Below are 21,848 nucleotides of genomic sequence, written 5' to 3' on the forward strand. Positions count from 1 at the left end.
ATCAGCCCCCGTAGATCGCCGTGTTGAGCTCACGCGCGGCGGCTGCGGTGCGCGGGCCGAAGCCGAGCAGGTAGATGCCATCCATTCGGATGATCGCTTTTTTCTCGCCTGCCGGCGTCAGCGCGATCGCCGGCTGAGCCAGCAGGTCCTCGTTCTTGGTGCCGGCGCCGTCGCCGCGGTTCATCATCAGGATGATGTCGGGCTTGGCTTCGATGATCGCCTCGTCCGTCAGCGGCTTGTAGCCCGGGAATGCGCCGACGGCGTTGATGGCGCCGGCGAGCTTGACGATGCCATCGGCGGCCGTGCCGGTGCCCGATGCCATGATCCGGCCGTTCTGGGCGCTGAGGATGAAGAGAACGCGCTTGCGCTCGGCCTCCGGGCGCTTTTCGGCATCGGCGATCGCCGCGTCGAGATCGGCCGCGACCTTTTCCTCAAGCGCCTTCGCCTTGTCGGGCACACCCAGCAGCGTGCCGACACGGTCGATCTTGGCGATGATGCCGTCGCGGGTAAAGGCGCTCGGCACGGTCTCGAAAGGCACGCTGGCATTCTTCAGGACGGTCAGCGCCTCCTGCGGACCCGAACCCTCGACGGCGATGATCGCCGTCGGGTCCATGGCGAGGATGCCTTCCGGCGAGAGCGCGCGCATGTAACCGACGTTGGGCAGCTTCAGCGCCGCCTCAGGATACATGCTCGTCGTGTCGCGGGCGATGAGCCGGCTTTCCTCGCCGAGCGCATAGACGATCTCGGTGATGTCGCCGCCGACCGAAACCAGGCGCGACGTGTCGAGCTTCTTTTCCTCAGCGTGGGCGGCGCGGATGAAGGCGAAGCCTTCGACTGTCGGCGCCGTCGGGATCAGCGGCAGCGCCATGACCGCCGCCGTCAGGGCCAGTTCCCAGGTGCGGATCCGGCGCAGATTGTTACGCATCGTCATCGTTGCGATCCTTATGCGGCCACGCTTGCTGCCCGCGGCAGGTTTTCCATGATCTCGCGCCACTCGGCGCGTTCGTCGGAACCTTCCTTCCGCTTGCCGAAGAACTGGATGATCATCTCGCCTTCGGCATTGTAAGCCTCCAGCGAGGTGACGTGGCCGTCCGTGGTCGGCTTGCGTACGGCCCAGGTCTCGGCGATGTGATCCTGGCGCAGATGCAGATGAAAGGTCGGGTCCATGATATTGATCCACGGACCCATCGGCTGCACGTTGAAGATCGGGCCGGAATGGATCTGGACGATACCGTTATTGGCGACGAAGCACATGATCGGCAGGCCGGATTTCACGGAGGCATGCATCATGTCTGCCGTGGCGCTGTTGTCGAGCTTCCAGGCATAGTCGTCGCCGACGGTGCGCACGGCCGCCTGGCGGCCGATCTTCAGGCGCTTCAGCATGCCGAAGAACTCGTGCGTATCGGTGAGCTTGCTCCAGTTGTCGCGCAATTCGTCGCGGCTGACGTCGGCGGTTTCATCGACGGCATTTAGGGTCTCAGCCTCGACAAATTGCTGCGACTGGTCTGCCAGCTTCAACTCGGCGACGATCGCGTGATAGGCCTCGACATTCGAGCTCGGACGCAGGTGCACCTTATGCACGGCGTTGCCCGCCTTGTCGAAATATTGCAGGCTGAGGCGCTCCTGATCGCCATCCTTCTTGGATACGGCGAAACCATGCTCCCAGCGGCTCGGGAAGATGCGCAGATCGATATTCTCGCCGAGAACGATCGCGGCCTGCGCGCCGCTCTTGATGTTTTCGAAGACACCGATCTTCTCGTGAACGGCACTTTCGTTGCGCGACAGCGCCATCACTTCGCCGAGGCCGGCGACGCGCTCGAGAAGCTTCAGCGCACTGCCATCGATGCGGGTCACGCTGATGCCGGTTTCGGCGGCGACGAGGGCTGCTTCGGAAATCTTCAGCTGGGCGGCGATATCACGCTCGCGCATCTTCGGTTTCTCGGCGCGAAACGCACGGATTTCGGCTGGCGCCGGTCTTGTCTGTTCGGTCATGTCCTACCCTACTTATTGAGAATGAGCTTGCCCTGACGGGTGATCTTCAGGCGATAGACCAAGCCGTCGTGTCTAATCATGATCTCCTTCGTGCCGCGGAAAAGATCCGTGCTTTCGACGATCCGGTGCTGCGCCGCAGGCTCGCTTTGCAGAGGCACGTGCTTAAAGTTATCTGGCTTTTCAACCATCATTTCGGTTGGCAATTCCGTGAGGCCGGTGATCAGGTCCCCGGTTGTGATGACAATTATCTTGACTTTCTTACTCATAGTTTTTTAAAGACGCAATAGGAGACTAATACAGTCAAGTTTTTGAGATTGCTGATATGAGGCCGCCTTGCGGCGGTTCGCGACAATGGCGGAGAAGATGATGACGGGTAGGTTTGCGGCTGTTGCGGCCGGCATGGTGATGGTGGTTTCAAGTGTATGCCAGGCGCAGGATGCGGCAACCGCCAAGCTGGATGTCGAACTCAACGCTCTGGCGCCATCGCAAAAGGGCTGCATGATGACTTTCGTCGCCGAGAACAATCTCCAGACCCCGATCAACAAGATCTCCTTCGAGCTCGCCTTTTTCAACGACAAGAATGCGGTCGACCGCATCACCGTGCTCGACTTCCGCGATCTGCCGCAGGGCAAGAAGCGCGTGCGCCAGTTCGATATGCCGAATGTGAAGTGCGAGACGGTCACCCGCATCATCATCAACGACACGCCGGTCTGCGACGGTCCGGCGGCGGGCGAATGCATGAAGGGTCTCGTCACCCGCTCTCAGATTTCGGTTCCCTTCGAGGGCTAAGATACGCTGGGAATGATTCCCGGCGGACATGTTTCAGGCTGTCCGAGGCATACAAATGGCAATTTCAGCGAAGACCAGATCGAGACAGGTGCTCATCGGGGAGCCGGACGCTGACGGCGGTCTGAACGATAACAACATGCATCCCGGCCACGAGCTTTCCGACCTGCGCAATGTGCAGCGGCAGCCGGCCGGCGAGGCGGTGGTCCACTACTCGCGCTTCGCACAGATCTCCTCCTTTCCCGATCATCCGGAAGCCGAGCCGATAGCCTCCGTTCCCGCGCCGCCGATGGATGCGGCGGTGGAAAAGCAGGAAGACGAGAAGGCACCGGCGCGGCGACGGGTGGCGCTGACGTGCATTGGTTCGCTGATTTTCCACGCGACGCTGGCCGCTGTATTGCTCATTGCCTTCCTCAAGGCGCCGGAGGAGGCGGTCGAAGAAGCCGGTCAGGCGATGAGCGTCGTCATGTACGGTGATTTCAATGTCGATCAGACGGCAGCCGGCGAGACCGAAACGACTGTGCAGCAGGAAATTATTCCGGAGCCTGTGCAGCCTGAGACGATCCAGCCGACGGAAACGGCGGAAGTGCAGCCGGAAGCCGTGCAGCCGACCGAGGTCGCCCCTGTCGAGACGCAGGATCCCATTCAGCAGCCTCCTGCGCCGGAAGTGACGCGTGTTTCGCCGGAAACGGCTGCGGCTGTCGAGCCTGAGATCCTGGTGTCCGAAGTGCCGGCGGAGGAGTCCGTCGCACAGCCGATGTCGACGGTCGTTCCCGAACAGCAGCAGGTGCCGGTCGATACGGTTTCGCCTGAAGTACAGCCGACTGCGGTCCAACCGACCGAAGTGCAGCCCGCGGAAACCCAGCCGGAAGTCGCGGAGACCCCGCAAGAGGTGAAGCCTGTCGAAACCGCCGAAGTCCAGCCGGAGCCGGAACAGCCTGAGGAAGTTGTCACGCCGACACCGAAGCCCAAGGTGACGACGCAGGAGAAGCCGAAATCGGTCGAGAAGAAGCGGCCGCCGCAGAAGGCAGCGGGCAGGAATGGCGAGCAGCAACAGAATTCGGAGCGCGGCATTGCCGAAGGCGATCCGTCAGCCCAGTCAGACCGTAATTCGCAAGCCGCCAGCAATAATAACGGGGTAGGCACAGCTGCCCGCGCCAACTATGGCGGAAAGGTTCGTGCACGCATCCGGCGCGCCCTTCGCGAGCCGAAGAATGTTAGTGGGACGGCCGGAGTGAGGCTGACCATCACTGGAAGCGGTAATCTTGTCTCTGCTGTCATCTCCAGAAGCTCGGGCGTTCCGGAGATCGATCAGGCGGCTGCCGACGCTGTGCGGCGTGCATCACCCTTCAGTCCGCCTCCAGGCGGAATCTCGATGAGCTTCACGCAGGTCTTCGAGATCGGGAGGAAATAAATATGATAAAAACAATCAACTTTATACTTTACTCTAAAAATCAAGTTTAATAAGGTCCACCCGCACACGCAGGAATCGTGTGACGATCAACGAGCGAACGGGTGGCATATGGCTCGCAAGGGCAAGAAGGGTTCTAACCGGGAGGTCCGCGATAGCGCGGGCGAGGACGCTGGTCAGGCATCCCTCGGACGGTCCAAACTGGATGGCCGCAGTTTCCTTTATGTCGGCGGCCGTGACTGCCAGGTGGCGCATCTTCGCCAGATCGCCAGCAATTTCGGCGCTGAGCTCATCCACCATGATGGCGGTCTGCGCGAAGCGGTTTCCCGCATCGATACTCTGCTTCCCTCGGTCGACTGCGTGTTCTGCCCGATCGACTGTATCAGCCACGATGCCTGCCTGCGTGTGAAGACCGGCTGCAAGAAGTTCAGCAAGACCTTCATCCCGCTTCGCAACGGCAGCAAGTCCAGCCTGGAGCGTGCGCTGCAGACGATGAACGAACGAGACAATTCCCGATGAACGACCAGCGTCCCGACGGCTTCACCATGATCGGCCTGCATAAGCTCGCCGCGCAGACAGGCGAGGGCCTCGTGCCCGAACTCTACGAACTTTTCCAGCAGCATGCCGAACGCCAGCAGATCTACCAGAATGTGATGTTCTTTCCCACCTGGGAAGCGCGCATGCCCGGAGAAGCGGCAACAAGACCGCTTGGCCTGGCGGCGGCAAACGGCGATAATGTTCTCGCCTTTCCCTCGCGTGTGGCAAGGGCGGGCAAAAGGAAGGCGTAAGGAGATTCCATGTATATCGCAATGAACCGCTTCAAGGTTGCAACCGGGAGCGAAGGCGATTTCGAGACGGTCTGGCGTAAACGCGATTCCGGCCTGCCCGAGGTGCCCGGTTTCGTCGAATTCCGCCTGCTGCGCGGCAAGGTCAACGACGAGGAGGGCTATACGCTCTATTCCTCGCACACGGTCTGGAAAAGCGAAGTGGATTTTCAGAACTGGACGAAGTCCGAGAGCTTTCGCGCGGCGCACCGCAATGCCGGCGATCACAAGGCGATCTACAAGGGGCCGCCTGTTTTCGAAGGCTTCAATGTGGTCGATGGGATATGAACCACGGGCCTGATCGCATTGAGGTTCTGCCGGTTCTGCCGTCGCTCGATATCGATGAGACGCTGGCCTTTTATCGCGACAAGCTCGGCTTTGCCGAGATCGTGCATCGCGCACCGGATTACCTGATCCTGCGGCGCGACGACATGGAACTGCACTTCTGGCGCACCGAGGATGCGGCGCTCTGCGAGAAGACCTCCGTCTATCTTCGTGGCGGCGGCATCGGTGCCCTTCACACGGAATATCGCGAAAGGGGCGTCGAGCGGCTGACCGACATGGAAGTGCGGCCGTGGAACATGGAAGAATTCTACATTCACGATCCGCACGGCAATCTCCTGCGTTTCGGCCGCATACCGCAACGCTGATCGCGGATTGGTCCTCAGGGCCGGACGCGGAAAACAGCCCCAGCCGCAACGGCCAGCCAGCCGAACATCATGGCGAACCCGCCGGTCGGGGCTGCCATCGGGAACAAGCCGGAACCGGCAAAACGCAGAGAGACGAGATCGGCTGAAAAGAGCAGCGTGCCGATGCCGATCAGCAAACCGGCCAGCCAGGCGGTTTTGATCTTGTCAACGCCGAACGCCAATGCCAGTAAGGCAGGCGCATGGGCAAGGCACATGGCCGATGCCGAGGCGAGCAGGTGGGCATTGCCGCCGCCATGCGCGGCGGCGGCCGCGAGCGCCACGCCGGCAAAACCGAACAGGCCGGACAACAGATAAAACAGCGGCACGAAACGGTCGTTGAGGCGCATCGGCTATTCCTTGTTCTGCATGTGATAGGCGAGCCGCTCCACCGGCGCCCAAATGAGATCGCGCAACGCTTGGCTTGAGATCGTCTCGTCCATGGCGCGGCGGAAGCAGAGCAGCCATTCGTCGCGCTCGACAGGGCCGATCTCGGCGACGAAATGGCGGCTGCGCAGGCGCGGATGGCCGCGCTTATCGGTATAGAGCGGCGGGCCGCCGAGATAACCGGTCATATATTCGTAGAATTTCTCTTCGCTGCCCACAAGGCTCGGCGGATGCACGGCGCGCACGTTTCTCGCCTCCGGCAGCGTGTCCATCAGCCCGTAGAAGCGGTGGGTGAGCACCCGCACGACAGGATCGCCGCCGATCGCCTGATATAAGGTGGTGACCTTCTCCGTCACGAAACCATCCCCGATCCCATCGCCATTACTCGACATTCCCCGGCCTCTTCATGCACCGGGCGGAAAATGATCGCAACTGTCATCAAGGTGCCGCGGCATTTCGCGCATAATGCCGAGACGGCAGGGGGTTCGGCCGATTCTTCTTGACAAAACCGTCCGGACGGTATCTTTTAGCTGCATGTCGAACGCTCATCATCGCAAGAAACAGCCCGTACTCGTGCGCCAGCAGTTGCTGGAGGTCGCCGCGCGCCTTGCTGCCAGCGACGGCATGGCGGCCGTCACGCTCGATGCGGTTTCCGCCGCGTCCAGCGTCAGCAAGGGCGGGCTGCTGCATCACTTCCCAACGAAGAATGCGTTGCTCGATGCCCTGTTCGAGAGCCTGCTCGAAAAGTTCGACGCCGATATAGAGGAACTGATGCGCGGCGATCCGCTGCCGCAGGGCCGCTTCACCCGCGCCTATCTCAGGGCGGTATCCGGTCTCAAGGAACGTCCCGACGATTCCAGGAGTTGGACGCAGGTAACGATCGCGCTTCTTGCCGAACCCCGGCTGCGTCTTCGCTGGCGCCAATGGGTGCAGGCGCGGGCCGAGGAATATATCGGCACCGATTCCTCCCTCGATGCACAAGTCGTGCGTTTCGCCGCCGACGGACTTTGGTTCGCAGATACGTTGGAAAGCCATGATATCAACGGCGTTCTGAGGCGGGATCTCATCGATCGCCTTGTCGAACTGACCGGCAGGTAATTCGAAAAGGAATTTGCCATGAGCCACGCCGCCGTCTACGGGCTGCTGTTTGCAGCCATCGTGCTTGAGGTCATCGGCACGACCGCGCTGCAACTGTCGCAGCAGTTCACCCGCATCGGGCCGACGGCACTCGTCGTCGCCTGTTATGCGGCCGCCTTCTATTGCCTGTCGCTGACGCTGAAAAGCATCCCCGTCGGTATCGCTTATGCAATTTGGAGCGCTTTGGGAATTGTGCTGATTTCCTCGGTCGGTTTGGTGTTCTTCAAGCAGCGCCTCGACCTGCCGGCAATCGTCGGGCTCGGGCTGATCATGTCCGGCGTTTTGGTCGTCAATCTATTTTCTAAATCGGTTTCTCATTGATATTGCTGTGATATTGCCGGGCGGTTTTTTCGTCTTCGGCCGGTAAATTTTCCCCTTTGTCAAAATACTGACAAAGGTCTATGTGTTCCTTGGACGTGGAGGAGACGAGGCGCAGCCAGCGACGTTTTCCAAAGCGCTTTGAATCCTGCCTTCCCGCCTATCGATACTTCCAGGTTCTACAGGAGCACATCATGGCCATTCGCACCGTCGTCTGGGGAGAGAATATCCACGAGAAAACCAATGCGGTCGTCCGGGGGATCTATCCCGAAGGCATGCACACGACGATCGCCAATGCGCTGAACACCGATCCCGGTATCTCGGCGACGACAGCGACGCTGCAGGAGCCGGAACACGGCCTCAGCGAAGCCCGCCTTGCCGAAACCGACGTCTTGACCTGGTGGGGCCACAAGGATCACGGCGCGGTCTCCGACGTTGTCGTCGAGCGTGTTGCCAAGCGCGTCTGGGAAGGCATGGGCCTGCTCGTGCTGCATTCCGGCCATTTCTCCAAGATCTTCAAGCGGCTGATGGGCACGCCCTGCGCGCTGAAATGGCGCGAGGCGGGTGAGCGCGAGCGTTTGTGGACGATCAACCAGCGCCATCCGATCGCCGCCGGCATCGGCGAGCATTTCGAGCTTGAGAACGAAGAAATGTACGGCGAGCAGTTCTCGGTGCCGGAACCGCTCGAAACGGTGTTCATCTCCTGGTTCCAGGGCGGTGAAGTGTTCCGCTCGGGCCTGACCTGGCGCCGCGGCGCCGGTAACATCTTCTATTTCCGCCCCGGCCACGAGACCTATCCGACCTATCACGACGTCAATGTCCAGAAGGTGCTGATCAACGGCGTGAAGTGGGCCTATAACCCTGAGGGGTCGTTGACGAGCATTACCGATGCTCCAAATGTCCCGGTAGAAAAAGCACTGGAGCCGATCGTCGAACGCGGCCCGAGACTGCACCAGGCCGGCGAAGCCGGTTACCGCTGAGGAGCATCCATGCGTCTACTCGTTCTTGGCACGGGGGTGATGGCAAAAAACCAACTCGCCCGCTTCCCCCTCATCGACGGCGTGACAGTGGTCGGTGCCGTCGACACCGATCCTGAGCGGCTTTCGGCCTTCGCCGACAAGTTCAACATCGAAAAGCGGTTTCTTTCGCTGGAGGAGGCGATCGCCTGGGGTGAATTCGATGCGGCAACAAATGTCACGCCCGACCGCATCCATCACCCGACGACGATGGCGCTGATTGCCGCGGGCAAGCATGTGTTCTGCGAGAAGCCGCTGGCGGAGAACTATGCGAAAGCGCTGGAGATGACGGAGGCGGCCGAAAAGGCTGGCGTCATCAACATGGTCAACCTCACCTATCGCAACGTCGCGCCGCTGCAGCGCGCCCGTGAGATGGTGCTCGCCGGCGAGCTCGGCACGATCAGACATGTGGAAGCCTCCTATCTCCAGAGCTGGCTCGTGTCGCGCGCCTGGGGCGACTGGCGCACGGAATCGACCTGGCTGTGGCGGCTTTCCACCGGTCACGGTTCGAACGGTGTGCTCGGCGACGTCGGCATCCATATTCTGGATTTCGCCGCCTATGGCGCGGCGACCGACATCGACCACGTCTTTGCGCGGCTGAAGACCTTCAACAAGGCGCCGGGCGGCCAGATCGGCGAATATCTGCTCGATGCCAATGACAGCTTCACGATGTCTGTCGATTTCGCCAACGGCGCGCTCGGCGTCATCCATGCCAGTCGCTGGGCGACAGGGCATCTGAACGAGTTGAAGCTGCGCATTTATGGCGAGAGGGGCAGCCTCGAGGTCATCCATCGTCCGAGCGGTTCCGAGCTGCACGGCTGCCTCGGCGAGGATGTCGAAACCGCCACCTGGTCGAAGATCGAGGTTGAACCGGTGGCGACCAACTACCAGCGTTTTGCCGAGGCCGTGGCAAGCGGCATCCAGCCGGACCCGAACTTCCGCCACGCTGCCAACCTGCAGAAGGTGCTCGACCTTGCGATGGTGGCCGAGCGCGAGCGGCGCGAGTTGAAGGTCTGACCGAGATATCGAACCGCTCACGATAGGAACGTCGTGAACGGTTTCCTCGCCGCATATCTTCGTAAGGCATTCTATATTCTTGTTTTTCCTGCCTCTGGTAGGTTTGGGGCATAACAGGGCAAGCCGCATGAAAAGCCTTCTGACAAGCTGGCCGCTTTGGGCGCTTCTTTCCGCCGGCTTTGCTGCGCTCACGGCGATTTTTGCCAAAGTCGGCGTCGAGAACGTGAATTCCGACTTCGCGACCTTCATTCGCACCATCGTCATCCTGCTGGCGGCGGGAATGATGGTCCATATCTCAGGCAGCTGGCAGGAGCCGTCCTCGGTGTCGAGCAGGAGCTGGCTCTTCCTGGTGCTCTCAGGCCTTGCCACCGGCGCATCCTGGATTTGCTATTTTCGAGCCCTGAAGCTCGGCGATGCCGCCCGCGTCGCGCCGATCGACAAGCTGTCCGTCGTCTTCGTGTCCGTCTATGCGGTGCTGTTTCTCGGCGAACGCCTAACGCTTCCGAACTGGCTTGGCGTCATTCTCATTGCGGGAGGCGCCGTGCTCGTCGCCTACAGGGCTTAACCGGCGACAAGCATAATGGGTTTTCGCAAAGGCACGAAAAAGGCCCCGCCAGGGCGGGGCCGGAGGTAGCCGAGCCGCAGCATGCGGCTTCGGCAGGTTGATTATTCAATCACCTGCACCACGCGGTGGGTGCGGGGTTCGACGATCACATGGCGATTGTTGATGACCGTATAGGCATATTTCGGATTGTCAGGCACCGGCGTCACGACGACATCAGCCGGAAGCGGCTTGCCGACGACAATTGGTTCCTGGACGACCACAGAGGCGGTCGGGGCCGGCTGCTGCTGGACATAGGTGACGACCTCGCGCGGCGGCGGATCGACTACGGCACCGGCGACACCGCCGGCCACGCCGCCAATGGCAGCACCCACGGGGCCGCCGACGATTGCGCCGGTGATGGCGCCACCGGCTGCACCGGTGACGGCTCCGTCAGCCAGCGCATTGGTGGCGAGCGACGACAGCGCAAGGGCGCTGGAGACAAGTAGAATCTTGTACATTTTGCTTCTCCTTTGCTGGGGTTGCGCTTGGGTAACGACCGCGCCAATCCGAGGTTCCAGCAGGAGAGAGTCACGCTTTGGAAGGCTGGTTCACATTCTGTGAGGCGGCTGAAGCCTGGGTTGGGAGGTATTATTCCAGCCGCCGGCGGAAGAGCCAGGCGGCGGCGCTGAGGGTGACGGCAGCAATCAGCGCCAGCGGGATCGTCTGGTTCACCACCTCGCTCAGCGGAATATCCTTGAGGAAGACGCCTTTGACGATCACCAGGAAGTAGCGCAGCGGATTAACGAGCGTTACCGGCTGCAGCCAGCCCGGCATGTTCTCGATCGGCGTCGCGAAGCCGGAGAGCAGCATGGCTGGCACCATGAACAGGAAGGCGCCGAGGATCGCCTGCTGCTGTGTCATCGACAGCGCCGAGATGAACAGGCCGAGGCCGGCAACCGAGCCGAGATAGAAGATTGCGCTGCCGTACAGCAGAAAGAGCGAGCCGCGCAGCGGCACCTCGAACAGGAAGACGGCGGCCAGGACATAGACGGTGATGTGGAAGAGGCCGATCATCATCGGCGGGATCAGTTTGCCAATCAGGATCTCGTGGATGCGCAGCGGCGAGACCATCAACTGGTCGAAGGTGCCGAGCTCGCGCTCGCGAGCGATCGACAGCGCCGTGACGATGAGGCCGATCAGCAGCGCGATGCTGGCGATCAGGTTCGGCACCATGAACCATTGATAGGTGAGGTTCGGGTTGAACCAGTTGCGCGGCACTGTCGAGACGATGTCGGCACCGGCGCGTTTGCCGGCCGGCGTCTCGGCGGCGAGGGCGGCGCCGATCTGCGAGAGATAGCCCGCGACGATCTGCGAGGCGTTGGAGCGGCGGCCGTCGAGCACCACCTGCAGGTCGGCCGGCGCTCCCGCCTCGATATTGCGGGAAAAGTCCGGGCCGATCTCAACGGCGGCAATGGCCGTCTGGTTGTCGATCGCCACCCGGACCTCCGCCTGGCTTCCTGCAATCTCGATTCTCCGGAAGGTCGGCGAGCCATCGATACGCTCGATCAGTTCCTGGCCCCAGTGACCGCTGTCGCGGTTGAGGATCATCACGTCGACATTGCGGACTTCGAGCGTCGCCGCATAGGAGAAGACGAGAAGCTGGACGATCGGCGGGCCGATCAGGATAGCGCGGCCCTTCGGATCACGCAGGACGGCGAGCAGTTCCTTGACGATCAGGGCGTAGAGCCTTGTCCACATCTCAACCGATCCTCTTTCTGGTGCTGCGGGCCGCCAGCACGAACATGATGGCGCCGATCGTCAGCATCACCCCGATCGCCTGCAGAAACATCGGCCAGATGTCGCCGGCCAGGAACACCGTCTGCAGGCTGGGGATCAGGTAGCGCGCCGGCACGATGAAGGTGATCCACTGGATCACGGTCGGCATGGAATTGATCTCGAAGAGGAAGCCAGACAGCAGGAAGGCCGGGAGGAAGGCCGAGATCAGCGCCAGCTGCGAGGCAAGGAATTGGTTCTTCGTGGCCGTCGAGATCAACAGGCCCTGGCCGAGCGCCGGGATCAGGAAGGCGGCCGACAGTGCATAGAGGGCGGCGACGGAGCCGCGGAACGGCACGCCGAAGAGGAAGACCGCAAGCAGCACGCAGAGCGTCATCGAGGTGAGGCCAAGCAGGAAATAGGGCAGGATCTTGCCGGCGAGCAGTTCGACCGCCGTCACCGGTGTCGCCATCATCGCCTCCATTGTGCCCCGCTCCCATTCGCGGGCGACGACGAGCGAGGTCAGAAGCGTGCCGACCAGCGTCATGACGATGGCGATCGAGCCGGGCACGAGGAAATTGCGGCTGGTCAGTTCGGGGTTGAACCAGAAGCGCTGCTCGACCGAAATGGCGGGACTGTGGGAGGCGACGTCCGCCTGCCTCTGCCGCTCCCAGTTGGCAACAGTGCCTTGGGCATAATTCTGCACAAAATTCGCCGTGTTCGGTTCGGAGCCATCGACGATCACCTGGATACCGGGCCGGTTGCCGGCGGTGTAGCGCGTGGTGAAATCGGCGGGGATGACGACGATGCCGCGCAGCTTGCCGAGTACGAGGTCTTCCTCGAACAGACGCCGGTCGCGGCCGATGGCCACATCGAAATAGCGCGAGGCCTGGAAACTGGCCGACAGATCCTGCGTCAGCGGCGTCATCTCCTCGGTCACGAGGCCGATGCGGGTGCGGCTGGTATCGAGCGAGACGCCGTAGCCGAAAAGAAAGAGCAGAATCAGCGGCAGCACGAAGGCGATGAGGATACTGCTCGGATCGCGGATCGCCTGAAAACTTTCCTTGCGCACGAGGGCCAAGAGACGTCGCATCCGGCCGGAGGAGGTGCTCATGCTGCATCCTCCTTCTCGGATTGCTGTACCAGGGCGATGAAGGCGTCCTCCATCGTCGGGTCCGGCAGCTCGCTGGTTGCGACCTTGGCCTTCAATTCGTCAGGCGAGCCAAGTGCGATCGAGCGGCCGCGATAGATCAGCGAGATGCGGTCGCAATATTCGGCCTCGTCCATGAAATGCGTGGTGACGAGCACGGTGACGCCTTTTTCGACCAGCGCGTTGATATGCGTCCAGAATTCGCGCCGGGTGATCGGATCGACGCCGGAGGTCGGTTCGTCGAGGAAGAGGGCGCGCGGCTCGTGCATGACGGCGCAGGCGAGCGCCAACCGCTGTTTCAGGCCAAGCGGCAGGTCCTTGGCCGGCTGGCTGACATGGCGGCCGAAATCGAAGATGCCGGCCATGAGATCGATGCGCTCGCGCCGGTGTCTTCCGCGAAGGCCATAGACGCCGGAGAAGAATTCGAGGTTCTGCATGACGGTCAGATCGCCGTAGAGCGAGAATTTCTGCGCCATATAGCCAAGCTGGTTGCGGGCCTCGGCGGCATCGCGGCGAAGGTCGAAACCGGCAACGCGGCCTTCGCCGCCGGTCGGCTTCAGCAGGCCGCAGAGCATCTTGAAGGTGGTGGATTTGCCGGCGCCGTTCGGGCCGAGCAGGCCGAAGATCTCGCCGCGGCGAATATCGAAGCTGATATTGTCGGCAGCGGTGAAATCGCCGAAGCGCTTGGTCAGCCCCTTGGCCTCGATCACCGGCCGGTCGTCATCGCCCTTCGTCGGTTCTTGCGCCTCGGCCAGCCTCGAGCGGCCGCCAGGACCACCACCCAGCATGTCGATAAAAGCATCTTCGAAGCGCGGCGGGGCAGGGGCGAGGGTTGCGCCATCGCCGGCCGAGCCGATATCCGGTTTCTTGTCCTTGGCGGCGACGAGGCGGATCGCTTCGCCCTGGATCACGCCGTCGATGACGCCATCGGCCTGCAGAAGCCCGGCAAGCACCTGCCGGCGGCGCCCTGTCATGCCCGAGACGCGAAAAACCCGGTCGCTGACGCGGCCGGTCATGTCAGTCGGTTTTCCCGAAAAGAGCAGCTTTCCCTGGTTCAAAAGCAGCACATGGTCGCAAGCTTCAGCCTCGTCGAGATAGGCGGTCGACCAAAGGACGCCGATGCCTTCCTTCGTCAGGTTCTCGACCATCTTCCAAAGGTCGCGGCGCGAGATCGGGTCAACGCCGACGCCCGGCTCGTCGAGCAGAAGCAGGCGCGGCTTCTTCAGAAGCGCGCAGGCAAGGCCAAGCTTTTGCTTCATGCCGCCGGAAAGCTTTCCAGCGAGCCTGCCGGTGAAACGCTTGAGGTCGGTAAAGGTGAGCAGCTCGTCGAAGGCGCTTGCGCGTTCGCTCTTCGGCAGGCCGCGTAGATCGGCATAGAGATCGAGATTTTCCTGCACCGAAAGGTCCTCATAGAGACCGAAGCGCTGTGGCATGTAGCCGATCGCCGCCTGGATGCCGGCGGGGTTCTTGCGCGTGTCGAAGCCGAGAACCTCCATCGTTCCCGTGTCGGGCATCATCAGGCCGGTCATCAGACGGATCAGCGTCGTCTTGCCGGCGCCATCAGGGCCGACGAGACCGGTGATCGCACCGCCGCCGATCATGCCGGAGACGGCGTCAAGGGCGGCTGGCACGTCGCCGAAGCGCTTGGTGACGCCGTCGATCCGGACGAGCGGCTTGTCGCCCCAACCTGTCTGGGGGCCGGTTTCGGGGGCGGTCATTGTCCGCCTGCCGTCGGCGTCGGAAAACGCACGGTGACCGGCATGCCCTGGCGCAGATCCGGGCCGGGTTTGTCAATGACGATCCGCAGGCGATAGACGAGGTCGGTCCTCAGTTCCGGCGTTTCCACCGATTTCGGAGTGAATTCGGCAACCGGCGAGATGAAGCCGATCGTGCCTTCATAGGGTTTGTCGGGCGCCGTATCGGAGGTGACGGCAACCTTCATGCCGGGATGGATGCGGCCGAGATCGGGTTCAGCGACATAGGTGCGCACCCAGACGGGTTCTGTCAGCGACAACACGAAGACAGTGTCGGCGGGGGAAACGATGGCGCCGTTCTCCCGCACACGGGAGAGGATGACGCCGTCGTTTGGCGCGCGCAATTGGGTATCCTCTAGCGAGGTGCGGGCCGAGGCGAGCGTTGCCTGAGCCGCCTTCAGCTGGGCGTCGGCAGCGGCGATATCCTCGACACGGGAACCTTCCAGCAGCAGTTTCAACGCCTCGTTGGCGGAGTCGGAGCGTGCGGCGGCCATGGCCCTTGCAGCGGTCGCCTGATCAAGGCTTGCCTCGGAAATCGTGCCCTGCGGGCGCAATTGGCGGGCGCGGTCATAGGCGAGGTTGGCATTGCGGAGATCTGCGACACTTTCGTCATAGGCGGCGCGCGCCTGGGCGATCTCGGTCGGCCGCGGACCGGCCTTGAGCTTGTCGAGCTTCGCCTGGAGGGCTGCGACATTGGCCTCGCCCGAGCGGACCGCGAATTCATAGGGTGCTGCATCGAGCTTTGCCAGAACCGTTCCAGTTTTGACGACGTCGCCTTCGTCGGCATGGAGGTCGGCGAGGCGGCCGCTGACACGGAAACCGAGCGAGACCTGGCGGATATCGACATTGCCGTAAAGGACGAACTCGCGGCGGGCCTCGGGCAACCAGCCGAGCTTTTCGGGCAGGCCGTACCACCAGGCAGCAGCACCCGCCGCAACGAGAAGAAGAATGACGAGGGGAAGGACGCGTTTCATGCTGCACTTCCTTTCGATGCGCCGATGGCATCGACCAGCTCTGCGGCAAGGCCCCGCACGGTTTCCACCTGTTCCGGGCCGACGCCATTCCACTCCATCTGGGCGAGCACGGCTGCATGGGCGACACGAAAGACGAGGATGCTGCCGAGAAGGGTGAAGGTGCGCAGGCGCACATGTTCCGAGGCGGCATCCTCATGAAGGATGGCGCCGATCAGCCGCCGGCCCATCTCGATCATCGGCCGCATGAGGCCCTGATAGACCCGTGTGAAGGCTTCGGTCGGCTCCATCTGCTCGCGGATCAGGAAGCGCGCCCAGGATTCGGATTCCCTGCCGACGAACAGCGTCACCATGGTCTGTAAAATCTCGGTCAGGAAATGGCGAGCCTCCGCTTCACCAAGCGGTTTGCCCGCAGCGTCGAGCGCCAGCAGATGCGCGCCGACGCGCGCCCTCATGTCACCGACATGCGTATTGATCCGCATCATCAGATATTCGGCGGTGGCGATGTAGAGACCTTCCTTGCTGCCGAAATAATAGGGGATTGCCTGCAGGTTGACGCCGGCCGCTTCCGCGAGTTGGCGTGTCGAAGCGCCGTCGAAGCCATAGCGGCCGAAGACATCGAGGGCGGCGGACAGCATCTTCTGACGCGCGATCTCGGCACGGGCGGAGGCCGGTGGCTCGTTGTCGTGTTCTTGGGTCATGACAATTTTATAACATCGACAGAAAAGTAAGTCAATCGATTGATATATTTTTTGCAGCTGAGTTGGCGGCTTATAACTTCGCTGGTGCAAAGGCAAGGCAGGAACGTGACATCGCTCGTGGCAGATGCGTGGCGGGATTTGATCGAGATGTGCCGTTCAGCGGTTCAGCATCGATCGGATCAGGCGATCTCGGCTGTTCTGGAAAACGACCGGAGAGAAAGCAAAGAGGCCCGTGGAGAACGGACCTCTCAGGGTTCTCGGGGTGGGAAGAGGAACCAAGCCTCGGGGTCGGCTGCTAACAGGTAGCGATACAATATCGCTAATTTTCACGACACTAATATGTCTGGTGCCGACCGGGTGCAAAACAAAAAAGCCCGCCACTTTTCGTGATCCCAGTGGCTATGTTTTGACACAAAACTGCCTTGCTCTTTCCGTATCGCCGGTTCGATGCGTATTCAGATTTATATTATCGCGCTGCTGCTCAGCGCCATCATGTGGTCGATCTCGTTCGATGCGGCGCGCGAATCCTATCATGCCGCGCAAAGCGCGGGCGTGATGCCGAATCTGCATATCAACAAGAAGCTGGATCGCATTTTGTAGACTGCGATACAGCATCCAGGTCATTGCCGATGTTGCGCACTCGGACCGCGGGCCGGGGCCTCATTTTTTGTGCGACTCAAGCCCTTCCGGACAGAAAATCAAATTTCGTAAAATTTGACCGATCCGCTTAAAAGCCCTGAAAATACTGATGTGTAGAGTGGTCTCATGAAAGCGACCGAAGCGTGGACAGACGCATCGATCGTTTGGAGCCGGGCAAACCGAAAGCCCGCCGATCCGCAAACGGGGACTTCAACATGCACAGAATTCTTGCCGCCATCGCCTTGACCCTGACCATCACTGCCGCCGCCGAGCCGGCATTCGCGATGGGCCCCGCCAGCCTTGCCCGCGATCTGATGTACACCTCCGCCATCGGGCATGCGCCCGAAGTTCCGTTGACGACACGCGCGGGTTTCGTGCGCCCCGGCATTCCCCTCGTCCTGCGCAGCCCCGCTCCGGTCGAGGGTGAGGGCTATCGACTCAAGGCCTATTCGCAGAGCCTTACCGTTGTCGTCGACTATGTGTTTTCAAAGGCGGTCAACGTCGTGAACGCGGTGACGTTTCTTCGCTGACAGAATCGACTGGAAACAGTTCAGCAAATAAGCTAGGCGTCGAGTTCGCCACGCACATCGAGATACCAGTCGACGAAGGCCTTGACGCCGACCTCCAGGGTGGTATCCGGCTTGTAGCCCGTCAGCGCGACGAGCAGATCGGGGGCCGCGAAGGTACGCGGCACATCACCCTTCTGCATCGCCAGCATCTTGCGAATTGCAGGACGGCCGAGCGCCTTTTCCACCGTTTCGACGAAATCCATCAGGCTGACCGGCTGGCCTCCGCCAATATTGACGACACGGAAGGGCGCCTGGCGCGAGAGCGTTTCGACAGCCGTGTTTTCGAGGCGATTTTCCTCGGACGGGACGACCGCCGATAGCCTGACGATCGCCTCGATGAGATCGTCTATATAGGTGAAATCACGGCTCATGTTGCCTTCGCCGTAGATCTCGATCGGCTGGCCTTCAAGCATGTTCTTGGTGAATTTGAACAGCGCCATGTCGGGCCGGCCCCATGGGCCATAAACGGTGAAAAAGCGAAAAGCCGTGGTCGGAATCTTGTGAAGATGGGCGTAACTGTGCGCCATCAGTTCCATCGATTTCTTCGTCGCCGCATAGATGGTCAGCGGCTCGTCGGCGCGATCGGTCTCGTGAAAGGGGACGGTCGCATTGGCGCCATAGATCGATGATGTCGAGGCCAGCATCAGATGGCGGATTTCGACGCGTCGCGCGATTTCCAAGATGTTCCACGAGCCTTCGACGTTCGAACGAAGATAGGCCTCTGGATTTTCCAGGCTGTAGCGCACGCCGGCCTGTGCGGCGAGATGAATCAGGATATCGGGCTTGGCCGCCAGAACAGCCGCTTCCAGCGCTGGCCGGTCCTCAAGCATTGCGATCACGGGTCTGAAGGCCGGAAACTGGGAGAGTGCGGCATGGCGCATCTCCTTGAGCTTGACGTTGTAATAGGGAGTGAGGCCATCAAAGCCTGTGACGTCATGCCCTTCCTGCAGCAGGCGCCTGGCCAGATGAAAACCGATAAAGCCGGCAGTCCCTGTAATGAAGTAGCGCATTCCCACCTTTTCTCGGCTCCCTGCCGACGGCAAAGAGCCGATTCCGTATCAAGTGACCCCACTTACAAGATAAGAAGAGGCCGAGTCGATAGGCCTTTGAAAGAGAAGGCCACAGCACTGTCCCTACTGTCGGCGGCCTGTCCGTCGCTGCCTTGCCGTATGAGGGCGAGACTATCGATATCGTCTGCCGGTCAGCCGCAACTCTCGGCCGTTATGCTGCATTGCAACATGATTGCTTGCATGTTATGGCCGGCCGGCCGTCTGCAAGCAGGTCAGGATCGATGAGAGATATAATTTATTGGATTCTCTGCGCGTTTCTGACCGTTGCTATCGCGATCGTGTCGTTACGCTATGTCACGAACTTTTGGCTTCTGTCCTTCGTCTACAGCTTTCAGGTTCACCTCGGTATCGTGTTTGTCGCCGCCAGCCTCGTCATTCTGGCCATCAAGAGACAGATTTACAGCTTCATCCTTCTGCTTGCCTCGCTTCTTCTCATCGCTCACGGCGTCATCATGCTGCGCGAGTTCTCGGAGGGCGACAGAGGCACCCAGAGGCCGCCGCTTTTTCGTCTGATGTCGTTCAACATCGCGATCGACAACTGGAAAAACTCGACTGAAATCACCGACATGGTGATCGCGTCGAATGCCGACGTCGTCAATCTGCTCGAAGCCAAGCCGCTGACGTTTCACCTGCAGCAATTGTTCAAGGCCTATCCCTACCATATCGGCTGCGATACCGGGAAGGATACATGCGATACGCTGGTGCTCTCCAAACGCCCGTTCGTCAGCCGGCAGGTCGCAAGTATGGGCAGCTTGCGAAAAAACAGGCTCGTTATAGCAAGCGTCGACTTCGGAGGCGAGACCATCAATCTGGTTTCGGCGCACCTGACCAAACCATACTTCGATGATTTCCAGATGGCTGAATTGGAAGATCTCGGCAAAGCGCTTGGCTCGATCGACGGCCCTCTGGTGCTGTCAGGTGATTTCAACTCCTCGGCGATCGCCCCGAGCATCCAAGCTTTCCTGCGTGAGCAGAAGCTGAAAACGATCACGCCAGAACCGGCAACATGGCCGATCGGCGCCGGCGCGCTCGGGATCGCCATCGACCACATATTTGCGCGCGCGCCGCTTCGTCTGACATCGCTGAAACGTCTCAATGATAATCTCGGCTCGAACCATTCGGGCCTGGTCGCCGACTTCGTTCTCGACAAGGCCGGCGAAACTTCACCGGTAAAATGACTTTGCCTGGGCAAGGAAATCTTGCCGGGGCTACAAATCAGAACCTGGTTCGGCCGCCTTTTTTGTCGATCATCTGAAACGTCTTGCCGTCGGTCTTCACGTTGACGCAATCGGTCTTCTTGCTGGGGAACAGGACGCACACCTGGCCATTGGTTATCTTGTAGCCATTCTTATTGCCGTCGCGATATTCGTAGCCGTTCTTGGCTTCTTTCAGTTCGGACGTACCGGGCAGGTGCTGGCGAATTTCCGACTCGCGTGCGGTTCGCATGCTTGCCGTTTCGGCAAACGCCATTCCCGGCACCATGATTGCAAGAAATCCGGCGAGGACGGGCAAGGTACGCATCAGGGAGATATCTCCGGTCATGTCTGTCGGTACATCCATTCTACGAGAACCCCAAGAGGAAATTCAACAGCGAGGATGGTCGCGCCGGAAAAGGCCCGACCATCGCTCCGGCTGCGATTTTACGTTCTTCCAAACTCATCGACGATACGGATGATGTCGTCCTCGCCGAGATAGGAGCCCGTCTGAACCTCGATGAGCTCGAGAAGAATCTTTCCGGGATTGGCGAGGCGGTGGACTTCGCCCAGCGGAATGTAGACGCTTTCGTTCTCGCGCAGCATACGCACATTCTCGCCGACCGTCACCTCAGCCGTTCCCTTGACGACGATCCAGTGTTCGGAGCGATGGTGGTGTTTTTGCAGCGATAGCTTCTTGCCCGGCGTGACGAAGATGCGCTTCACCTGGAAACGATCGCCGTTGAAGATGGAGGTATAGCCTCCCCAGGGGCGATAAGATGTCGGATGGGTTTCGGCGAATTTCGCCGTGGCGGACGTAGAGGCCAGCATCTTGACCAATTGTCCGACATTCTGGCTGTCTTTGAGCGGTCCGACATAGACTGCGTCTTCGCTGGCGATGACGGCGACATCATCCATGCCCTGGACGGCAAGATGCACGCCATGGGTCATGACGAGCGAGTTGCGGGTATTGACGACGGTAGTGTTGGCGGCGGCAACGTTGCCGTTGTCGTCGCGTGCGCCTGATTTCCAGACGGCATCCCAGCTACCCATGTCCGACCATTTGAACGGCGAGGGGACAACGGCGGCCTTGGACGTTTTTTCCATGATCGCGTAGTCGATGGAGATATCGGGGCTCTTGGCGAAATGGTCGGCGTCGAGGCGGGTGAAATCGAGGTCGCGGCTTGCTTTCGAAACGGCCTTGCTGGCCGCCTTCAGCACATCGGGCGCATATTCCTGCAGTTCGGCGATGAGTTCCGTCACCGGGAACATGAAGATGCCTGAGTTCCAGTAGAAGCCGCCGTCGGCGAGCATCTGCTCGGCCTTCTCAAGTGCCGGCTTTTCGACAAAGCGCTTGACCTTGTGTGCACCGTTTTCGAGGGCATCGCCGATCTCGATATAGCCGTAGCCCGTCGCCGGCTCCGTCGGGTTGATGCCGAAGGTTACGAGCTTGCCGTCGGCGGCGGCATCGCGGGCGATGCGGATGCAATCGAAATAGCTCTTGTCGGCAAGGATCTCGTGATCCGAGGCGAGCATCTGGATGATGGTGTGCTTGCCAAAGAGGTCGGCGGCAAGCGTTGCGGCTGCGGCCACCGCTGCAGCGGTGTTGCGGGCGACCGGTTCGAGTAGGACCGCTGCGAGCGGAATGGCGAGTTCGCGAGCCTGTTCGGCGACCAGGAAGCGGAATTCTTCATTGGTGACGACGATCGGGGCTTCATAGAGCTCGGGATCGGAAACGCGTTCGAGAGTTTCCTGAAATAGCGTCTTGTCGCCGACGAACTGGATGAATTGTTTTGGTGCGGTGGCACGGGAAAGCGGCCAGAGCCGCGTGCCTTTGCCGCCGGCCATGATCACGGGAACGATTTTCTGCGTCATAGGCGGGTTCCTTGAAATAAACGGCTTGTTCGTCG

The 21,848-nt window shown here is 60.8% G+C and carries 28 protein-coding genes; 14 read left to right on the forward strand and 14 right to left on the reverse strand.

Translation table 11 applies throughout. The features are described from left to right. Nucleotide 1: 1 nt before the first annotated feature. From B5P46_RS27815 to hemP, 3 genes are read right to left on the reverse strand one after another with little or no spacing between them, the layout of a single operon-like run. Nucleotides 2-931 carry a heme/hemin ABC transporter substrate-binding protein gene (locus tag B5P46_RS27815; RefSeq protein ID WP_129421542.1) on the reverse strand — a complete coding sequence of 310 codons (930 nt, stop codon included), beginning with the start codon at nucleotides 929-931 and terminating at the stop codon, nucleotides 2-4. Nucleotides 932-942: 11 nt separating this feature from the next. Then, complete coding sequence (locus B5P46_RS27820; RefSeq protein WP_129421543.1) at nucleotides 943-1,992, reverse strand: hemin-degrading factor; 1,050 nt, start codon at nucleotides 1,990-1,992, stop codon at nucleotides 943-945. An 8-nt stretch (nucleotides 1,993-2,000) separates the two neighbouring features. Beyond that, on the reverse strand, nucleotides 2,001-2,183 hold the full coding sequence (hemP, locus tag B5P46_RS27825) for a hemin uptake protein HemP (RefSeq protein ID WP_129421680.1): 183 nt from the start codon (nucleotides 2,181-2,183) through the stop codon (nucleotides 2,001-2,003). A gap of 175 nt (nucleotides 2,184-2,358) precedes the next feature. Between hemP and B5P46_RS27830 the strand changes: the two genes are divergently transcribed. From B5P46_RS27830 to B5P46_RS27855, 6 genes are all read left to right on the forward strand, one after another. Next, complete coding sequence (locus tag B5P46_RS27830; protein WP_129421681.1) at nucleotides 2,359-2,781, forward strand: hypothetical protein; 423 nt, start codon at nucleotides 2,359-2,361, stop codon at nucleotides 2,779-2,781. 55 nt (nucleotides 2,782-2,836) lie between these two features. Further along, a complete protein-coding gene (locus tag B5P46_RS27835; protein ID WP_129421544.1) occupies nucleotides 2,837-4,192 on the forward strand; it encodes a TonB family protein in 1,356 nt (451 codons plus the stop codon). Between the two features lie 108 nt (nucleotides 4,193-4,300). Then, the gene (locus B5P46_RS27840; RefSeq protein ID WP_017961700.1) at nucleotides 4,301-4,708 is read left to right on the forward strand and encodes a DUF2325 domain-containing protein; all 408 of its coding nucleotides are present in this window, start codon (nucleotides 4,301-4,303) and stop codon (nucleotides 4,706-4,708) included. Beyond that, nucleotides 4,705-4,977: a hypothetical protein gene (locus tag B5P46_RS27845; RefSeq protein ID WP_129421545.1), complete on the forward strand. Its 273-nt coding sequence runs from the start codon at nucleotides 4,705-4,707 to the stop codon at nucleotides 4,975-4,977. The genes B5P46_RS27840 and B5P46_RS27845 overlap by 4 nt, the downstream gene beginning before the upstream one ends. 9 nt (nucleotides 4,978-4,986) lie before the next feature. Continuing rightward, nucleotides 4,987-5,301 (forward strand): antibiotic biosynthesis monooxygenase family protein, encoded by a 315-nt coding sequence (locus B5P46_RS27850; RefSeq protein ID WP_129421546.1) that lies wholly within the window; start codon nucleotides 4,987-4,989, stop codon nucleotides 5,299-5,301. Further along, nucleotides 5,298-5,663 carry a bleomycin resistance protein gene (locus B5P46_RS27855; RefSeq protein ID WP_129421547.1) on the forward strand — a complete coding sequence of 122 codons (366 nt, stop codon included), beginning with the start codon at nucleotides 5,298-5,300 and terminating at the stop codon, nucleotides 5,661-5,663. The genes B5P46_RS27850 and B5P46_RS27855 overlap by 4 nt, the downstream gene beginning before the upstream one ends. A 14-nt stretch (nucleotides 5,664-5,677) precedes the next feature. On the opposite strand, the gene B5P46_RS27860 is transcribed toward B5P46_RS27855, so the two are convergent. Together B5P46_RS27860 and B5P46_RS27865 are read right to left on the reverse strand one after the other, a co-directional pair. Further along, a complete protein-coding gene (locus tag B5P46_RS27860; protein ID WP_129421548.1) occupies nucleotides 5,678-6,049 on the reverse strand; it encodes a DUF423 domain-containing protein in 372 nt (123 codons plus the stop codon). Between the two features lie 3 nt (nucleotides 6,050-6,052). Then, entirely contained in the window at nucleotides 6,053-6,442 is a 390-nt protein-coding gene (locus B5P46_RS27865; protein ID WP_129421682.1) for a group II truncated hemoglobin, read from the reverse strand. Between the two features lie 178 nt (nucleotides 6,443-6,620). Between B5P46_RS27865 and B5P46_RS27870 the strand changes: the two genes are divergently transcribed. The 5 genes from B5P46_RS27870 to B5P46_RS27890 all read left to right on the forward strand — a co-directional run bounded on the left by B5P46_RS27870 (nucleotide 6,621) and on the right by B5P46_RS27890 (nucleotide 10,139). Beyond that, entirely contained in the window at nucleotides 6,621-7,184 is a 564-nt protein-coding gene (locus B5P46_RS27870; protein ID WP_003542198.1) for a TetR/AcrR family transcriptional regulator, read from the forward strand. A gap of 18 nt (nucleotides 7,185-7,202) precedes the next feature. Next, entirely contained in the window at nucleotides 7,203-7,544 is a 342-nt protein-coding gene (locus B5P46_RS27875) for an SMR family transporter (protein ID WP_129421549.1), read from the forward strand. Between the two features lie 191 nt (nucleotides 7,545-7,735). Next, the gene (locus tag B5P46_RS27880) at nucleotides 7,736-8,521 is read left to right on the forward strand and encodes a ThuA domain-containing protein (protein WP_129421550.1); all 786 of its coding nucleotides are present in this window, start codon (nucleotides 7,736-7,738) and stop codon (nucleotides 8,519-8,521) included. A gap of 9 nt (nucleotides 8,522-8,530) precedes the next feature. Next, entirely contained in the window at nucleotides 8,531-9,574 is a 1,044-nt protein-coding gene (locus tag B5P46_RS27885) for a Gfo/Idh/MocA family protein (RefSeq protein ID WP_129421551.1), read from the forward strand. Between the two features lie 127 nt (nucleotides 9,575-9,701). Next, nucleotides 9,702-10,139, forward strand: coding sequence for an EamA family transporter (locus B5P46_RS27890; RefSeq protein WP_129421552.1), 438 nt, complete (start codon nucleotides 9,702-9,704; stop codon nucleotides 10,137-10,139). Nucleotides 10,140-10,240: 101 nt separating this feature from the next. Here the strand turns inward: B5P46_RS27890 and B5P46_RS27895 are convergent, their stop codons facing one another. The 6 genes from B5P46_RS27895 to B5P46_RS27920 all read right to left on the reverse strand — a co-directional run bounded on the left by B5P46_RS27895 (nucleotide 10,241) and on the right by B5P46_RS27920 (nucleotide 16,467). Continuing rightward, nucleotides 10,241-10,636, reverse strand: coding sequence for a DUF1236 domain-containing protein (locus B5P46_RS27895; RefSeq protein ID WP_129421553.1), 396 nt, complete (start codon nucleotides 10,634-10,636; stop codon nucleotides 10,241-10,243). A 130-nt stretch (nucleotides 10,637-10,766) separates the two neighbouring features. After that, nucleotides 10,767-11,876 carry an ABC transporter permease gene (locus B5P46_RS27900; protein WP_129421554.1) on the reverse strand — a complete coding sequence of 370 codons (1,110 nt, stop codon included), beginning with the start codon at nucleotides 11,874-11,876 and terminating at the stop codon, nucleotides 10,767-10,769. A 1-nt stretch (nucleotide 11,877) separates the two neighbouring features. Further along, the gene (locus B5P46_RS27905) at nucleotides 11,878-13,005 is read right to left on the reverse strand and encodes an ABC transporter permease (protein WP_129421555.1); all 1,128 of its coding nucleotides are present in this window, start codon (nucleotides 13,003-13,005) and stop codon (nucleotides 11,878-11,880) included. Beyond that, complete coding sequence (locus tag B5P46_RS27910) at nucleotides 13,002-14,759, reverse strand: ATP-binding cassette domain-containing protein (protein ID WP_129421556.1); 1,758 nt, start codon at nucleotides 14,757-14,759, stop codon at nucleotides 13,002-13,004. Before B5P46_RS27910 ends, B5P46_RS27905 begins: the two co-directional genes overlap by 4 nt. Then, nucleotides 14,756-15,769, reverse strand: a complete 1,014-nt coding sequence (hlyD, locus tag B5P46_RS27915; RefSeq protein WP_129421557.1) for a secretion protein HlyD — start codon at nucleotides 15,767-15,769, stop codon at nucleotides 14,756-14,758. Before hlyD ends, B5P46_RS27910 begins: the two co-directional genes overlap by 4 nt. Next, nucleotides 15,766-16,467 carry a CerR family C-terminal domain-containing protein gene (locus B5P46_RS27920; protein WP_129421558.1) on the reverse strand — a complete coding sequence of 234 codons (702 nt, stop codon included), beginning with the start codon at nucleotides 16,465-16,467 and terminating at the stop codon, nucleotides 15,766-15,768. The genes hlyD and B5P46_RS27920 overlap by 4 nt, the downstream gene beginning before the upstream one ends. 447 nt (nucleotides 16,468-16,914) lie before the next feature. On the opposite strand from B5P46_RS27920, the gene B5P46_RS34615 reads away from it, so the two are divergent. Both B5P46_RS34615 and B5P46_RS27925 read left to right on the forward strand, forming a co-directional pair. Then, a complete protein-coding gene (locus B5P46_RS34615) occupies nucleotides 16,915-17,067 on the forward strand; it encodes a hypothetical protein (RefSeq protein WP_003542181.1) in 153 nt (50 codons plus the stop codon). A 182-nt stretch (nucleotides 17,068-17,249) separates the two neighbouring features. Further along, nucleotides 17,250-17,636, forward strand: a complete 387-nt coding sequence (locus tag B5P46_RS27925; protein ID WP_129421559.1) for a hypothetical protein — start codon at nucleotides 17,250-17,252, stop codon at nucleotides 17,634-17,636. 32 nt (nucleotides 17,637-17,668) lie between these two features. Here B5P46_RS27925 and B5P46_RS27930 read toward each other — a convergent pair whose 3' ends face one another. Beyond that, nucleotides 17,669-18,685, reverse strand: coding sequence for an NAD-dependent epimerase (locus B5P46_RS27930; protein WP_129421560.1), 1,017 nt, complete (start codon nucleotides 18,683-18,685; stop codon nucleotides 17,669-17,671). A 281-nt stretch (nucleotides 18,686-18,966) separates the two neighbouring features. Between B5P46_RS27930 and B5P46_RS27935 the strand changes: the two genes are divergently transcribed. Then, nucleotides 18,967-19,923 (forward strand): endonuclease/exonuclease/phosphatase family protein, encoded by a 957-nt coding sequence (locus B5P46_RS27935; RefSeq protein ID WP_129421561.1) that lies wholly within the window; start codon nucleotides 18,967-18,969, stop codon nucleotides 19,921-19,923. Between the two features lie 37 nt (nucleotides 19,924-19,960). Here B5P46_RS27935 and B5P46_RS27940 read toward each other — a convergent pair whose 3' ends face one another. Beyond that, complete coding sequence (locus B5P46_RS27940) at nucleotides 19,961-20,266, reverse strand: hypothetical protein (protein ID WP_129421683.1); 306 nt, start codon at nucleotides 20,264-20,266, stop codon at nucleotides 19,961-19,963. 119 nt (nucleotides 20,267-20,385) lie between these two features. After that, nucleotides 20,386-21,813: a mannose-1-phosphate guanylyltransferase/mannose-6-phosphate isomerase gene (locus B5P46_RS34720; protein ID WP_206735414.1), complete on the reverse strand. Its 1,428-nt coding sequence runs from the start codon at nucleotides 21,811-21,813 to the stop codon at nucleotides 20,386-20,388. Nucleotides 21,814-21,848 lie beyond the last annotated feature (35 nt).

Origin of the sequence: Rhizobium leguminosarum, from assembly GCF_004123835.1 — a bacterium.
GTDB lineage: Bacteria > Pseudomonadota > Alphaproteobacteria > Rhizobiales > Rhizobiaceae > Rhizobium > Rhizobium leguminosarum_M.

Coding starts and splice junctions, on each gene's coding strand:
- B5P46_RS27815 (WP_129421542.1), bottom strand. CDS start 931: ATGACGATGCGTAACAATCTGCGCCGGATCCGCACCTGGGAACTGGCC.
- B5P46_RS27820 (WP_129421543.1), bottom strand. CDS start 1,992: ATGACCGAACAGACAAGACCGGCGCCAGCCGAAATCCGTGCGTTTCGC.
- hemP (WP_129421680.1), bottom strand. CDS start 2,183: ATGATGGTTGAAAAGCCAGATAACTTTAAGCACGTGCCTCTGCAAAGC.
- B5P46_RS27830 (WP_129421681.1), top strand. CDS start 2,359: ATGACGGGTAGGTTTGCGGCTGTTGCGGCCGGCATGGTGATGGTGGTT.
- B5P46_RS27835 (WP_129421544.1), top strand. CDS start 2,837: ATGGCAATTTCAGCGAAGACCAGATCGAGACAGGTGCTCATCGGGGAG.
- B5P46_RS27840 (WP_017961700.1), top strand. CDS start 4,301: ATGGCTCGCAAGGGCAAGAAGGGTTCTAACCGGGAGGTCCGCGATAGC.
- B5P46_RS27845 (WP_129421545.1), top strand. CDS start 4,705: ATGAACGACCAGCGTCCCGACGGCTTCACCATGATCGGCCTGCATAAG.
- B5P46_RS27850 (WP_129421546.1), top strand. CDS start 4,987: ATGTATATCGCAATGAACCGCTTCAAGGTTGCAACCGGGAGCGAAGGC.
- B5P46_RS27855 (WP_129421547.1), top strand. CDS start 5,298: ATGAACCACGGGCCTGATCGCATTGAGGTTCTGCCGGTTCTGCCGTCG.
- B5P46_RS27860 (WP_129421548.1), bottom strand. CDS start 6,049: ATGCGCCTCAACGACCGTTTCGTGCCGCTGTTTTATCTGTTGTCCGGC.
- B5P46_RS27870 (WP_003542198.1), top strand. CDS start 6,621: ATGTCGAACGCTCATCATCGCAAGAAACAGCCCGTACTCGTGCGCCAG.
- B5P46_RS27875 (WP_129421549.1), top strand. CDS start 7,203: ATGAGCCACGCCGCCGTCTACGGGCTGCTGTTTGCAGCCATCGTGCTT.
- B5P46_RS27880 (WP_129421550.1), top strand. CDS start 7,736: ATGGCCATTCGCACCGTCGTCTGGGGAGAGAATATCCACGAGAAAACC.
- B5P46_RS27885 (WP_129421551.1), top strand. CDS start 8,531: ATGCGTCTACTCGTTCTTGGCACGGGGGTGATGGCAAAAAACCAACTC.
- B5P46_RS27890 (WP_129421552.1), top strand. CDS start 9,702: ATGAAAAGCCTTCTGACAAGCTGGCCGCTTTGGGCGCTTCTTTCCGCC.
- B5P46_RS27895 (WP_129421553.1), bottom strand. CDS start 10,636: ATGTACAAGATTCTACTTGTCTCCAGCGCCCTTGCGCTGTCGTCGCTC.
- B5P46_RS27900 (WP_129421554.1), bottom strand. CDS start 11,876: ATGTGGACAAGGCTCTACGCCCTGATCGTCAAGGAACTGCTCGCCGTC.
- B5P46_RS27905 (WP_129421555.1), bottom strand. CDS start 13,005: ATGAGCACCTCCTCCGGCCGGATGCGACGTCTCTTGGCCCTCGTGCGC.
- B5P46_RS27910 (WP_129421556.1), bottom strand. CDS start 14,759: ATGACCGCCCCCGAAACCGGCCCCCAGACAGGTTGGGGCGACAAGCCG.
- hlyD (WP_129421557.1), bottom strand. CDS start 15,769: ATGAAACGCGTCCTTCCCCTCGTCATTCTTCTTCTCGTTGCGGCGGGT.
- B5P46_RS27920 (WP_129421558.1), bottom strand. CDS start 16,467: ATGACCCAAGAACACGACAACGAGCCACCGGCCTCCGCCCGTGCCGAG.
- B5P46_RS34615 (WP_003542181.1), top strand. CDS start 16,915: ATGCGTATTCAGATTTATATTATCGCGCTGCTGCTCAGCGCCATCATG.
- B5P46_RS27930 (WP_129421560.1), bottom strand. CDS start 18,685: ATGCGCTACTTCATTACAGGGACTGCCGGCTTTATCGGTTTTCATCTG.
- B5P46_RS27935 (WP_129421561.1), top strand. CDS start 18,967: ATGAGAGATATAATTTATTGGATTCTCTGCGCGTTTCTGACCGTTGCT.
- B5P46_RS27940 (WP_129421683.1), bottom strand. CDS start 20,266: ATGCGTACCTTGCCCGTCCTCGCCGGATTTCTTGCAATCATGGTGCCG.
- B5P46_RS34720 (WP_206735414.1), bottom strand. CDS start 21,813: ATGACGCAGAAAATCGTTCCCGTGATCATGGCCGGCGGCAAAGGCACG.